Source organism: Chitinophaga sp. W2I13 (assembly GCF_050434005.1).
Classification (GTDB): Bacteria; Bacteroidota; Bacteroidia; order Chitinophagales; family Chitinophagaceae; genus Chitinophaga.
Genome location: NZ_JBNPWD010000001.1, coordinates 6820829 through 6833885, shown reverse-complemented (window position 1 = coordinate 6833885; position 13057 = coordinate 6820829). Strand labels below are relative to the sequence as shown.

Below are 13057 nucleotides of genomic sequence, written 5' to 3'. Positions count from 1 at the left end.
TATTCGCGCTCGTCTAAACGTAATTCCTTAGCCAATGTCGTCAAACTCGCTGTTTCGGAAAAAATCACTTACTGCCATTATTAAAGATGCCAAAGACGGTTTGTCGGATGGTCATGAAACAGGGGGAATGAATAAGGTGTTGAAGGTGAAAGACCTTACTGCTATGGGAATTGCGGCGGTTATCGGAGCCGGGATCTTTTCCACTATCGGGGAAGCTTCCTTCCATGGCGGGCCAGGCGTTTCCCTGCTCTTCGTTATTACCGCAGTTACCTGCGGATTCTCAGCCCTGTGCTATGCAGAATTTGCGTCCCGTGTACCGGTGTCCGGCAGCGCCTATACATACTCCTACGTTACTTTCGGAGAACTGGCTGCCTGGGTGATCGGCTGGGCGCTGATCCTGGAATACGCCATTGGCAATATCGCCGTAGCCATTTCATGGAGCGGCTACTTCAACAACCTGTTAAGTGGTATCGGCCTCAGTTTACCCGATTGGCTGGCCAGCAATTACGACAGTGCCACGCCGGAAACTATTGCGGCAGCACCGCATATTGCCGGCATACCCTTCATCGTGAACCTCCCTGCCTTCCTCATCGTACTGCTGGTCACTTACCTGGCGTATGTAGGTATCCAGGAAAGTAAGAAAAGCGCCAACTTTATGGTAGCCCTGAAGATCCTGGTGATCCTGTTTGTGATTGTGGTAGGCTTTTTTTACGTAAATAAGGCCAATTGGCACCCTTTTATGCCTAACGGCTTCTCTGGTGTGCTAAAGGGCGTATCGGCCGTGTTTTTTGCTTATATCGGCTTTGACGCTGTGAGCACCACCGCCGAAGAGTGTGCTAATCCACAGCGGGATCTGCCCAAAGGCATGATCTATTCCCTGATCATCTGTACGGTATTATATATCCTGATTTCACTGGTGCTCACCGGTATGGTGCCATATTATAATTTAAAGGTAAATGATCCCCTGGCATATGTCTTCACACAGGTAAACCTGCCCTGGATCAGTTATCTTATTTCTGTAAGCGCCGTGGTGGCTACTACCAGCGTACTGCTGGTATTCCAGATCGGCCAGCCGCGCATCTGGATGAGCATGAGCCGAGACGGCCTGCTGCCAAAACGCTTCAGCAAAATACATCCCCGGTTTAAAACACCTTCTTTCGCTACCATCATCACCGGTTTCCTGGTAGGTATCCCGGCGCTTTTCCTGAACCTCACCATCGTTACGGACCTGACCAGCATTGGTACCCTGTTTGCCTTTATCCTGGTATGCGGGGGCGTACTCATTCTGCCAAGAGAGGAAAAATCAGTGGTAAAACGGTTTCAGCTGCCATATATCAACGGGCAGTTCATTGTGCCCGGCATCGTAGTGCTGCTCGTTTTCCTGTTCAGCAAAGAAATCATGGCAAAGCTCTCCCCCGCAGGCGGCTGGGAGGTATGGAAACATAATATCCCCTTCTACATATTTGTGGTGGTTACCATCGCCCTTTCCTACTTTTCGCTCACCCGCAAGCTCTCCCTGATACCGGTTTTGGGGATGCTCAGCTGTTTTTACCTGATGACAGAAATCGCACTTAAAAACTGGATCGTATTCTCGGTATGGCTGGCGGTAGGCTTAACCATTTACTTCCTCTACAGCTATACCAACAGCAAGCTGGCCACAAGAGCGTAAATCTTCGTAACTTCAGGGTAGCTCTTTGATCTTAAAATTTATATTTTATGAACATGCTACAACGGGTTGAACACTGGGGTGACACACATCACCCAAATTGGCTGAGTGTGGTTCGCATTCTGCTGGGGATATTTATCATGTATGTAGGCATCCGGTTTGTACAGGACAGGGACGCGCTGATTTCCATGATTAATCAAAACCCGGCTTTGGCCACACTGTCCATATTCCTGGGACATTATGTTGTATTTGCGCACACAGTAGGTGGGCTATTCATTGCGATGGGACTGTTCACCAGGATCGCCGCATTCCTGAATATTCCCGTATTGCTGGGTGCTGTATTTTTTGTTCATTCTCCCACCGGGCTGTTTACAGTATACCCCGTAATGGGCATCTCCTTACTGGTGCTGTTCCTGCTGATCGTTTTCCTGATTGAAGGCAGTGGCCGCATTTCGGTAGATGACTACATGCGGCGGCATCCTGAAAAAGCAAGGTCCAGGAAGTACGCGGAATAACTTTTCTTCATATAGCCGTGCAGGTGAGTGCTACCATTTTTAATGGCAATAAGGAGCCATGTCTCCGCCGGATCCGGCAAATCTTCAAATCTCTTCCACGCATATCCCTTCAATATTCTATTTTTGCAGTTGAAGAATGCAATTATGAAATACCAAAAAGGCGACAACATCTTGTTGTTGAGTTCAAAAGAAGAAGGAACGGTTGTTGACATTGTGAATGATAATATGGTCATGATAGAGGTGAAAGGAACGTCTTTTCCGGTGTACCTGGATCAGATCGACTTTCCCTATTTCCATCGTTTTACCCAGCAGAAACTGGTCAAGGAAAAGCCCAAACTAATTCCCGGCGACGAAATCAAGGTAGACAGAAGCAAGTATGAAGTGTTTAAAACAGATAAGGGAATGTTCCTGTCTGTTTTGCCGGTATACCAGATGGATGGATACGATGAAACCGTGAAGCTGATGAAGTTTCACCTGTTTAATGATACGCCGCATGCGATGCGTTTTTATTTCCAGATATGGCTGAATAACCAGCTGGACCTGGAAATCAAGAATGAAATACATCCTTATAATCACTTTTATCTCGCTGATCTCATCTTTGAATCATTGAATGATAATCCGCGGTTTGAGTTTACTTTTTTCCTGAAGGAGCCACAGCCCAAGCTGGCCACTTCCGTAAAGAAAACCTGGAAGATCAAGCCAAAACAGATGTTTGTGCAGCTGGAGCAGCTGCGTACCAAAGCAGAAGCTACCATCACTTACCCGCTGTTTGATAAATTTCCGGAGAAAGAACCCGAGCCGCCGGCGCCGGCAGAACAACCAAAAAAGAAGGCGCCTGTTACTACTATTGGCGGCGGAAACTTCGCCAGCCTGTTAAGTAAAATACAGCTGCAGCCCGAAACATCGCTGGAGCCTAAGCACGAAGTAGATCTGCACATCGAAGCACTTGAGAAAAACTGGAAAGGGCTGAGCAATATTGCCATCCTTGCTATCCAGCTCAATGCTTTCCAGCGTTACCTGGAACTGGCTATCAGTCATCATCAGCACAACCTGATCGTGATTCATGGTATCGGAAAGGGAAAGCTTAAAGACGAAATACACCAGATCCTGAAACAAACGCCGGAAGTAGCCAGCTTTGTGAATCAATATCACGCCAAATACGGCTATGGGGCTACAGAAATAACGTTTAGGTAATATTTTTATTTACCTTCGCGTTTCAACTACAAACCGTGCTATCGTTCCGCTAACTTGTTGGCGGGAAGGAAAGTCCGGACAGCGCAGAGCAACGCACCACCTAACGGGTGGGGCCCGGTGCAAACCGGGAACAGCAAGTGCCACAGAAAATAACCGTCCGCTTCGGCAGATAAGGGTGAAAATGTGGGGTAAGAGCCCACGGTGCAGGCAGGTAACTGTTTGTGCGGGTAAACCTTGCGTGCTGAAATGCCATGTATACGGTCGATTGAGGGCTGCTCGCCCGATGACCGAGGGTAGGCAGATACAGACAACGTGCGAACGTTGTCGCAGATAAATGATAGCAGTCTGTCCCGGCTTGCCGGGGCAGAAACAGAATCCGGCTTACAGGTTTGTAGTTTTTTTTCTTCTCTTTTTTGATATCCTAAAATAAGCTGTTAACTTCCCGCATTATATTTAATCTATATTTTATGAATCAGAAAGATGAACGAACCTGGGGAGCGCTTGTTCACCTGGGAGGAATTATCGGGATGCTGATATTACCTACCGTCGGCAACATCCTTGGAGTACTGATCTTTTGGCTTATCAAAAAGAACGAATCTGCTTTTGTAGACAGCCAGGGCAAAGAAGCCATCAATTTCCAGATCACATTGAGCATTGCTGCGGTCATTGTAAACCTGGTCAATAATATTGTTACCGGTTTCTGGTCGCTCACCAGCTTCTGGCGCCATGCAAGAGGAGATTTTTATAACGCCTGGGGCTGGACAAACCTGCTCGGTGTATTATGGCTGCTGAATGTTATCTTTAGCATTATTGCTGCCACAAAAGCCAGCAATGGCCAGTCTTACAAGTATCCGCTGAGCGTTCGTCTCGTAAAGTAATTGTATAAAAAAAGGGAGGGAATTTTATCTTATAAAGATAAAATTCCCTCCCTTTTTTATATACTGAATCAGTTCTTTTTGATGGCTTTTACTTTTGCTTTGTGCTGTTTTTTACCTTTCACATTTTCGCCTTTAACAGTAGCCGCCAGCTTTAATGCTTCATAGGCATTGATCATTCCACCGGTGATGGACAGATCCGAAAAATTTACTTTTTCATCCGCAGCACCTGGTTTATTTACTTCCGTAATACCAGGTAATGGTGTTGCGCTTTTTTCCAGCACATATTTCAGTTGCTTTGCACTGAGCTCAGGATAATAGGAGAGTACCAATGCTGCTACACCTGCTACTACAGGGCTGGCCATGCTGGTACCACTGGCGCTGCCGTATTTGTTGCCACCGGGAATGGTGGAGTAAATTTGTACACCAGGAGCAAAAAGATCCACGCTTTTCTTACCATAGTTGGAGAAAGGTGCCACCTTATCATTGCCCAGGCCGGTATTGCTGGCGCCTACAGTGATGACGTTGGAAGCAACCGTGCCATCCAGGTAATTCGGGTTGGGGTAGTTGGCAACAGAGTCGTTGTTGCTGCCGTCATTACCTGCTGCATGTACCAATAAAACGCCCTTTTCTTCTGCATATTTAAAAGCCGCATCCACCCAGTCTTTATGAGGTGAAAACGGTTTACCAAAGCTCATATTGATGATCTGTGCGCCATTATCAACCGCATAACGGATGGCGAGGGCTACATCTTTATCTCTTTCATCGCCATCAGGAACGGCTTTTACCGCCATGATGCGCACATTATCGGCGATGCCATCCATGCCTACACCGTTGTTCCTGGCCGCTGCGATGATACCGGAAACGTGCGTGCCATGGAAACCAAAGGTGCCCATCACATCGTTGTTGCCGTATTTGTTGTCATTGATGTCGTCGAGGTTGTCGCCTACAATCCTTTCCCTGTTGGCATTTGGCGCTACTTCTGTGCTTTCTGCCTTACGCTTCAGTTCATTCATGTACTCATCAAACTCCATTTTGAACTCGCCGAAAGTGGCTGGTTCACCACCGGCGCTTTTCAGCAAACGGCTCATGAAATTACGTGCCAGCAGTACATCCTGGTTAGTCGTTTGAATGCTGTCCAGCTGCGCTACATTGAAATCATCCTTACCCAGGTAGGTTTTCAGGATAGATTCACATTTATTCACGTTTTCCTGGAGCTTCGACATGCTTTTGTATTGCATCTTGAACTGGGAATTAGGCTTCTCCACTTTCGATTGCAACTGCTGCCAGATGGCATATTCTTTGGAATCCTTTGCGAGTGCGGAATCCGGGTTGCCATAAAGGTTTTTATAGCGGTAGTATTCGCGGGCGGCTTCTTCAGAGTCTTCTTTCAGGCTGCTGCCGTCTTTGCCACCCAGGAAGTTCCAGCCATGAATATCGTCCACATAGCCGTTGTGATCGTCATCCTTGCCATTACCGGGGATTTCACGGGTATTGGTCCACAGGATACTTTTCAGATCCTCATGGGTAGTGTCAATACCAGAGTCGATCACCGCCACAATAACAGGCGTACTTTTCTTCCCTTTTAACAATTCCTTGTAGGCTTTTTCCGTTGACGTACCCAGTATACTGTCGGTATCGTAACTCAGTAACTGCCAGTTTTTAGGTATCTGGGGTTTACTCTGCGCTGTAGTATTTGTTGTAAATGCAGTCATCAATGCAACACACCCTGCCAGGACTGCAACCTCTCGGCTTAACAATTTCATGTTCAATAATTTTCCCTATAAAAAACAACTAAAAATATCATGATGATAAGATTAAAGGTATAGAAAAAGCGGTATAACATTAAATATTAATGATAAACGCGCTATATATTGGTTGATTGGGAGATTGAATGGGTTTCTGCCCATTCCCGGCCGCCTTTTTCCGCAGGCCATTGTTACCGGTTACTTATCCTGATTTGCTTGCCAGCCATAGCCGGTAACCACCTGTCACAATCCCTTTTGTAATTGTTGTCAGCCGTCTTAGCTTTAACCTGTTCTTATTCCTCATACCCCTCATCCGCCAGATCTACGTTCGGGATTTTTACAGGTATCGTATTTCATTTACTTAAATTTACCAATCATGTTAAAAGCTGTTCTCATGGCCACTTTGCTGGCTACCGGCACACCTGTGTCTGCCGCTGAACCTGAAGTAACCACACTCATTTTTGTGAATGCTGCGGAAATGGAATCATCACCATCAGCAGATCCCGGCTTGAGCACCACCGGACAGGAACAGGCCAGCCAGCTGGCATCTTCCCTGGAAGGAATGGAAATTTCCGCTATCTACACTACCTATCTGAACCGTGCTGTGCAAACGGTGACACCGCTCTCTAAAGCCCACCAGCAGCAGCTGGACTACTTCCGGTTAAACGGCGATCCGGAGCAAACAACCGCCACCCTTAAAGACATGATAAAGAAAAATAAGGGCAAAACAATTGTTATTTGCAGCGTTCCTGAAAATATTACTGCTATGTTGCAGCATGCGGGTGTAAAGGGCAAAATCATGAAAACACTGTATGATAAAGGATCCGGGCAGGTTTTAGTAGTGAAACACAGTGGTAATAATGCGGCAGTAGCACAAAAGTTGAATATGAATATTCAAAAAAAAGTCTAATATTTATATCCGGAAGAGTTTTTAATGGCTTCCCGCCATTTCTAACTTTTCTCATAAGCATGGTTTCCGTTTAACGAAAAGCGGGGTTCTCTAACCTCGCTACTATTTTTAAAACCTTGCCGCCGTCGGTGTATGTAGAGAAAAGCAACGCAGGTTGCAAAACATTTTTGACACGTAGTTATTTTATCAACCGCTTTTAAAAATCTGATCGGGTAGCATCTCCTGTCACGAAAATTAAAAGCTCCGGGGCAAGCGCCTCGGAGCTGGATGATCCGGAAAAATTTACAGTAAATATATTGTTGTCAGCTATCCGTTTTCAGGTATTTGTACCTGCAAAACAGATAGCTGATTTATTATTATCAGAGATCAAATTTGATGCCCTGTGCCAGTGGGAGACTGTTGGAGTAGTTGATGGTATTGGTTTGCCGGCGCATGTAAGCTCTCCACGCGTCGGAACCGCTTTCACGGCCGCCGCCCGTTTCTTTTTCACCACCGAAAGCGCCACCTATTTCAGCGCCTGATGTGCCGATATTTACATTGGCAATACCACAGTCAGATCCGGCATTGGAAAGGAACTGTTCTGCTTCGCGGAGGTTCAGCGTCATGATGGCGGAGGAAAGTCCCTGGGGCACATCATTCTGCATGGCAATGGCTTCGGCCAGTGTGGCGTATTTCATTACATACAAAATGGGCGCAAAGGTTTCGTGCTGTACAATATCGTAGGTGTTTTCCACCGCTGCAATGCAGGGTTTTACATAGCATCCGGATTCATAACCCGGACCGGATAATACGCCGCCTTCCACCAGGAAGGAACCGCCTTGCTGCTTTACCTGTTCTATTGAGTTGAGATATGCATCCACAGCGGCTTTGTCGATCAACGGGCCCACGTGGTTGTGCTGATCCAGCGGGTTGCCGATACGCAATTGCGAGTAAGCTTTTACCAGCCTTGCGGTAAACGCATCATACACGCTTTCGTGGATGATGAGCCGGCGGGTAGAAGTACAGCGCTGCCCGGCGGTACCCACGGCGCCAAACACAGCGCCAATAAGCGACATATCCAGGTCGGCATCCTGCGTAATAATGATGGCATTATTGCCGCCAAGTTCGAGCAGGGAACGCCCCAAACGCTCGCCTACGGCAGCACCTACGGCTTTACCCATCCGGGTGGACCCGGTGGCCGAAATGAGCGGAATCCGCTTGTCGTGTGCCATCCATTCACCTGCATCACGCTGACCGGTTACCAGGCAGCAAACGCCTTCCGGTACTTTGTTGGCGGCAAATACACTGGCCGCAATATGTTGACAGGCCAACGCCGTCACCGGCGTTTTTTCAGATGGCTTCCAGATACACACGTTGCCGCAAACCCATGCCAGCATGGCGTTCCAGCTCCATACTGCTACCGGGAAGTTAAAGGCGGAAATAATACCTGTAATACCCAGCGGATGCCATTGCTCATACATCCGGTGCCCCGGCCGTTCGGAGTGCATCGTTAAGCCGTGCAGCTGCCTCGACAGGCCAACTGCAAAGTCGCAGATGTCGATCATCTCCTGCACCTCTCCATATCCTTCCTGCAAACTCTTTCCCATCTCATAGGAAACAAGTTTGCCGAGATGTTCTTTATGTTCACGGAGCGCTACCCCGATTTGCCGTACGATTTCGCCTCTTTTGGGCGCAGGCCATGTACGCCATTCTTTGAAAGCTTCCTGGGCCACAGCTACCACCTGGTCATAATCTTCCCGGCTGGCGCTTCTGACAGTAATAATCTTCTTATTATTTACCGGCGAAACTGAGGTAATTTCCTCCCCGTGAGCCGGCAACCAGTGCGTGCCCGTGCTGATACCACTTTGTGCCGCAGTGATGCCAAATGCTTTTAAGATGTCTTCCATTGTTGGTGTATTAATAAACTAAATTAGGAACTTTTTTTTGTTTGGGCGGCGTAGGTACTTTCAAAGATCTTATCGGCATTGCCTGCTTCAAAACCCTCACGCCGGTGTTCCCGCCGTATTTCACTGGCAGGTAAATGCGCAAAGACAGGAAGTACCTTTCTTTCGGCAAACTCCACATAGGAGCCGGCAATGGGGAATTCCTCCCCACCGGAAAAGGTAGCGGTGATCATTCCGGCTACCGTGGCGCTTTGCAGCAGTCTGCCATCCGGACTGGTTTTAATTTTACCTCCTGAATCATTGAGATGAAAACCATGTTTTTCCAGGAACTGGTTGAAATCAGCTACCGTATTATATCCCGGGGGCAGATTATGTACGCTCACGGTAAAATGATTGAGGTAATAACGGTTATAGATCACCCAGGCGGCGTACTCGCTTTCTGCGGCCAGCACTTTGTAATCGGCCAGGGTAGGGGTTTGCCACAGTGTGCTGTGAAGGAAAGCATCCACGGCCTTGCTGTCGTCGAGGTCCAAGGCATTCACCGGGTCCGACTTCACTTCATCTGTATAATGATGAATGATGGCTTGTGCGGCAGGGCTTAATTCGGCCACCCGTAACTCACTGATGAAGATACGCGGATATCGCGGCTCCGGAGGAGCATACCACCAGGCATCCAGCTTCTTGGCAGGAAAGTGGTAGTGATCCATTTTCGTATAGCCGTAATGGAGAAAAATTTTCTCGAGCGACTGCACGCCAAGCTGTGGAACGCCCATCGTCCGGAAGGCGATGTGGTCATTTTCTATATCATCTGCCTGCGCAATAATGCCTTCCTTTATCATGGCGGCAATAACGGCTCCAACGTCCGGAACCCTTTGCTGATAGCGCTCCATCAGCCCATTTAAAACATCTTTTAACATGACATACAGCTTTTAGGGCTAGTTATAATATACCGCAAAGCGGTTGTTGATCAGGTCATTAAATGCTACATCTTCCTGGCGCAGAAAACCATTCGCCGGCAGCAGTCCTTTTGCGTGCAGGTCTATTACTGCACAGGCAGCGCCTGCAGTGGTGAGTTGTATGGCAGTAAAGTCCCTGCCGGCCACGGCCTGGTTGTAGATCTTACGGGAATAGGAGCGTTGCACCGAGCGGCCGTTCACCATTCCGGATACAGATACAAAAACCAATACTACATCCTGCTGGGTGAAAGGTATGCTATCTTCCATAATCTCCTTCAGCATTTCTCTTTTTTTATTGAGTTTCAGCTCATTTAAAAGGATCTTCATCAGGTGGCAGTGCCCGGGATAGCGTACTGTTTTATAGTCCAGGTTATATACTTTATGGTCCAGGATTTCAGCGAGCGCTCCGAGTCCGCCGGAGGTATTAAACGCCTCATATTCCACACCATCAAGGGCGAAGCGCTCGTAGCCTTCCATCGGCATTACTTCTTTGCGTTCACCTTCGTAAATAGCATCGCACGGATTGCAGTATTCGTTGATCAGCCCGTCGGTGCTCCAGGTAAGGTTATACATGAGGCTGTTAGTAGGAAACTGTGGCAGGGCGCCTACACGTAGCCGGACAGCATCCAGCGAATCAAATTGTTTGGCAATATCATGTGCGGCAATGCTGATGAAACCGGGCGCCAGTCCGCATTGTGGCATGAAGCTAACATTGGCTTGCGCCGCTATTTCGCGGATCGCGTTGGTAGTAGCCACATCTTCTGTTAAATCAAAATAGTGGGTGTTGGCTTTAGCTGCTGCCGTAGCAATTTTTACGTTCAGGAAAAAGGGGCAGGCGCTCAGCACCATGTCCTGGTTCTGCAATGCATCCTGGAGCGAGGCGGCGTTGTTTACGTCCAGCACTGTTTTGCGGATGGCAGGGTCGGTGCATTTTTGTAACAGGGCGTCGTTGCTGTCGGCCAACGTTACTTCATAGTCGCCGGACTGTTGCAGTAGGAAGGCAGCGGTTTCGCCGATCTTACCGGCGCCAATAATCATTACACGTTTCATAATCTGTTTGGAATTATAGTGAAGAAGGAAGCGTATGTTGCCTCCGGGTAAATAATAATAAATGACGCTTCCCCTAGCTACGTATATACGTTACTGTTATACACGATCCTACATTTGCGGATTGGTTCAAAACAAACCAATGCAAAATCATCTGTGGTGATGAAAGTCAGTATGGCAGATACAATAGCATTACAAGCCGCTAAACGGCCTACAGGAAAGAAAAAGAAGGGAAGTGCTACCTATGGCACATGGGAGCAGGTGCTCCGCAGATAGGAGAGTAGAGAAAGCTGTATGTTTAACAGGTAGTTCATTCAACTTATAAAGTGCGAAGCGAATATAGGGAATTTATATTAAATGCAAATGACGAACTTGTAGGGAGATGATGATCTCTCTACAAATCCGTCATGCTAATCATTTAATCAGTACTGTTCATTTTCATTCGGGAAATCTTTGGATTTTACATCATTGATGTATGCCTGGGTGGCGCCAAAGATCTGGTTGTAAAGGTCGAGGTAACGACGGAGGAAACGTGGTTTGAACTCCTTATTAATGCCAAGCATATCGTGCATTACCAGTACCTGTCCGTCTACATACCTGCCTGCGCCGATGCCGATGATGGGAATTTCCACGCTTTCGGCTACGATCTTCGCAAGTGATGCCGGAATTTTTTCCAGTACAATGGCAAAGCAGCCGGCTTCCTGCAACAGTTTCGCGTCCTTGATCAGCTTATTGGCTTCTGCTTCTTCTGTGGCGCGTACGGCGTAGGTGCCAAACTTATAAATCGACTGCGGTGTAAGTCCGAGGTGACCCATTACCGGCACGCCGGCGGAGATAATACGTTTTACAGATTCAATGATTTCTTCGCCCCCTTCAATTTTAATACCATGGGCGCCTGTTTCTTTCATAATACGGATGGCAGATCCCAGTGCTTCTTTGGAGTTCCCCTGGTAAGTACCGAAGGGCAGATCCACGATCACAAAGCAGCGTTTAATTGCCCTGACCACCGAAGCGGCATGATAGATCATCTGGTCCAGCGTAATAGGGAGGGTGGTTTCATGACCGGCCATAACATTGGATGCGGAATCTCCCACCAGCAGGATATCAATGCCGGCATCATCAAAAATGCGGGCCATGGAATAATCATACGCAGTAAGCATGGAGATCTTTTCCCCGTCTACTTTCATCTTCTGCAGTATATGCGTAGTGACACGCTTTATTTCTTTATTCACAGACATAAGCAGTGAGCTTTTAGCATTTAGCTGTTAGCAATAACCGCAAAGGTGGTAATATAAAAAGATAAAAGGAAATGTTTTTTATGTACGGCCGGGGATCAGGAACTCACTGCGATTTCCTCATAGAGGGCATGAATAAGGCCATCTGCCAGCCCTATCTTGGGTACATATATCTCAGGGGTATCTGCCCAGCGCATGATGTTTACATAGATCTGCAGGGCCGGAACAATCACGTCGGCGCGGTCTTCCCGCAGTCCGTACAGGTGAATACGTTCTTCCACGGTGAAGGCGCTGAACTCCTTGTAATAGTCTTTCAGCGTATCCAGTGAAAGGGGTTTGCCTTCTTTTCGTTTGGAGAGAGAGAATATTTTATTGATGTTGCCGCCGGAACCAATCGCAATCACGGCGCCGATGCCTTTGAGCTGATGTTTCAGGAAATCTTTCAGTTGCTGCCAGTGCGCTTCGGTAACCTGTTGTTGCAGCAGGCGGATAGTACCAATATTAAAGGACTCCTTGAAGATCTGTTTGCCTGCGCTGAAAAGCGTGATTTCCGTGCTGCCGCCGCCTACATCGATGTAGAGGTACGACTTTGTTTTATCCATATTCTCCGCCACATGGTTTTCGTAGATAAAAGAAGCTTCTTCCTGACCGGTAATGATCCGGATATCGATGCCGGTTTGTGCTTTTACCTGCTGGAGGATGTCGATGCCGTTGCTGGCGTCGCGCATGGCAGAGGTAGCGCATGCTTTGAGGTATTTCACCTCATACACATCCAGCAGCAGCTTATAGGCCCGGATGGTATCAATAAGGTGTGCGGCCTTTTTGTCTGAAATAACATGATGGTTAAATACATCAAAGCCCAGCCGTAGCGGTACTCTTACCAGGTTTAGTTTGGTAAAGTCCATTACGCCGGCACTATTGGGCGATGCCTCAGAGATGAGCAGTCTGGCAGCATTGGAGCCTATATCAATCGCAGCTAATTTCATCTGTCAGTCGTTAGATCAAAGGGCAAAAGTATAACTTTTTAG

Annotated in this window: 11 protein-coding genes and 1 other RNA gene; 6 read left to right on the top strand and 6 right to left on the bottom strand. The window is 47.6% G+C overall.

Features of this window, described 5'->3' with window-relative positions; all coding sequences use genetic code 11:
• Window positions 1–34 precede the first annotated feature (34 nt).
• From QFZ48_RS27995 to QFZ48_RS27975, 5 genes are all read left to right on the top strand, one after another.
• Entirely contained in the window at window positions 35–1669 is a 1635-nt protein-coding gene (locus QFZ48_RS27995; protein ID WP_429064771.1) for an amino acid permease, read from the top strand.
• A gap of 47 nt (window positions 1670–1716) precedes the next feature.
• Window positions 1717–2181: a DoxX family protein gene (locus tag QFZ48_RS27990; protein WP_370910332.1), complete on the top strand. Its 465-nt coding sequence runs from the start codon at window positions 1717–1719 to the stop codon at window positions 2179–2181.
• A gap of 144 nt (window positions 2182–2325) precedes the next feature.
• Window positions 2326–3375 (top strand): Smr/MutS family protein, encoded by a 1050-nt coding sequence (locus QFZ48_RS27985; RefSeq protein WP_429047697.1) that lies wholly within the window; start codon window positions 2326–2328, stop codon window positions 3373–3375.
• 25 nt (window positions 3376–3400) lie between these two features.
• An RNA gene (rnpB, locus tag QFZ48_RS27980) (RNase P RNA component class A) lies at window positions 3401–3775 on the top strand.
• A gap of 67 nt (window positions 3776–3842) precedes the next feature.
• Window positions 3843–4253: a DUF4870 domain-containing protein gene (locus tag QFZ48_RS27975; protein ID WP_370910334.1), complete on the top strand. Its 411-nt coding sequence runs from the start codon at window positions 3843–3845 to the stop codon at window positions 4251–4253.
• A gap of 68 nt (window positions 4254–4321) precedes the next feature.
• Here the strand turns inward: QFZ48_RS27975 and QFZ48_RS27970 are convergent, their stop codons facing one another.
• Entirely contained in the window at window positions 4322–6016 is a 1695-nt protein-coding gene (locus tag QFZ48_RS27970; protein ID WP_429064770.1) for a S8 family peptidase, read from the bottom strand.
• A 358-nt stretch (window positions 6017–6374) separates the two neighbouring features.
• Between QFZ48_RS27970 and QFZ48_RS27965 the strand changes: the two genes are divergently transcribed.
• The gene (locus tag QFZ48_RS27965; RefSeq protein ID WP_370910336.1) at window positions 6375–6908 is read left to right on the top strand and encodes a phosphoglycerate mutase family protein; all 534 of its coding nucleotides are present in this window, start codon (window positions 6375–6377) and stop codon (window positions 6906–6908) included.
• Window positions 6909–7267: 359 nt separating this feature from the next.
• Here QFZ48_RS27965 and amaB read toward each other — a convergent pair whose 3' ends face one another.
• The 5 genes from amaB to QFZ48_RS27940 form a co-directional block, all read right to left on the bottom strand.
• Window positions 7268–8794 (bottom strand): L-piperidine-6-carboxylate dehydrogenase, encoded by a 1527-nt coding sequence (gene amaB, locus QFZ48_RS27960; protein ID WP_429064768.1) that lies wholly within the window; start codon window positions 8792–8794, stop codon window positions 7268–7270.
• A gap of 23 nt (window positions 8795–8817) precedes the next feature.
• Window positions 8818–9708, bottom strand: coding sequence for a DUF1338 domain-containing protein (locus QFZ48_RS27955; RefSeq protein ID WP_429064767.1), 891 nt, complete (start codon window positions 9706–9708; stop codon window positions 8818–8820).
• Between the two features lie 18 nt (window positions 9709–9726).
• Window positions 9727–10797, bottom strand: a complete 1071-nt coding sequence (locus QFZ48_RS27950; protein WP_429047705.1) for a saccharopine dehydrogenase C-terminal domain-containing protein — start codon at window positions 10795–10797, stop codon at window positions 9727–9729.
• 419 nt (window positions 10798–11216) lie between these two features.
• Window positions 11217–12032, bottom strand: a complete 816-nt coding sequence (gene panB, locus QFZ48_RS27945; RefSeq protein ID WP_370910340.1) for a 3-methyl-2-oxobutanoate hydroxymethyltransferase — start codon at window positions 12030–12032, stop codon at window positions 11217–11219.
• A 95-nt stretch (window positions 12033–12127) separates the two neighbouring features.
• Window positions 12128–13015, bottom strand: coding sequence for an exopolyphosphatase (locus tag QFZ48_RS27940; protein WP_429047706.1), 888 nt, complete (start codon window positions 13013–13015; stop codon window positions 12128–12130).
• Between the last annotated feature and the right edge of the window lie 42 nt (window positions 13016–13057).

Bases quoted from the DNA above. Each gene is read 5' to 3' on its own strand.
- QFZ48_RS27995 (WP_429064771.1), top strand. From the start codon at position 35: ATGTCGTCAAACTCGCTGTTTCGGAAAAAATCACTTACTGCCATTATT.
- QFZ48_RS27990 (WP_370910332.1), top strand. From the start codon at position 1,717: ATGAACATGCTACAACGGGTTGAACACTGGGGTGACACACATCACCCA.
- QFZ48_RS27985 (WP_429047697.1), top strand. From the start codon at position 2,326: ATGAAATACCAAAAAGGCGACAACATCTTGTTGTTGAGTTCAAAAGAA.
- QFZ48_RS27975 (WP_370910334.1), top strand. From the start codon at position 3,843: ATGAATCAGAAAGATGAACGAACCTGGGGAGCGCTTGTTCACCTGGGA.
- QFZ48_RS27970 (WP_429064770.1), bottom strand. From the start codon at position 6,016: ATGAAATTGTTAAGCCGAGAGGTTGCAGTCCTGGCAGGGTGTGTTGCA.
- QFZ48_RS27965 (WP_370910336.1), top strand. From the start codon at position 6,375: ATGTTAAAAGCTGTTCTCATGGCCACTTTGCTGGCTACCGGCACACCT.
- amaB (WP_429064768.1), bottom strand. From the start codon at position 8,794: ATGGAAGACATCTTAAAAGCATTTGGCATCACTGCGGCACAAAGTGGT.
- QFZ48_RS27955 (WP_429064767.1), bottom strand. From the start codon at position 9,708: ATGTTAAAAGATGTTTTAAATGGGCTGATGGAGCGCTATCAGCAAAGG.
- QFZ48_RS27950 (WP_429047705.1), bottom strand. From the start codon at position 10,797: ATGAAACGTGTAATGATTATTGGCGCCGGTAAGATCGGCGAAACCGCT.
- panB (WP_370910340.1), bottom strand. From the start codon at position 12,032: ATGTCTGTGAATAAAGAAATAAAGCGTGTCACTACGCATATACTGCAG.
- QFZ48_RS27940 (WP_429047706.1), bottom strand. From the start codon at position 13,015: ATGAAATTAGCTGCGATTGATATAGGCTCCAATGCTGCCAGACTGCTC.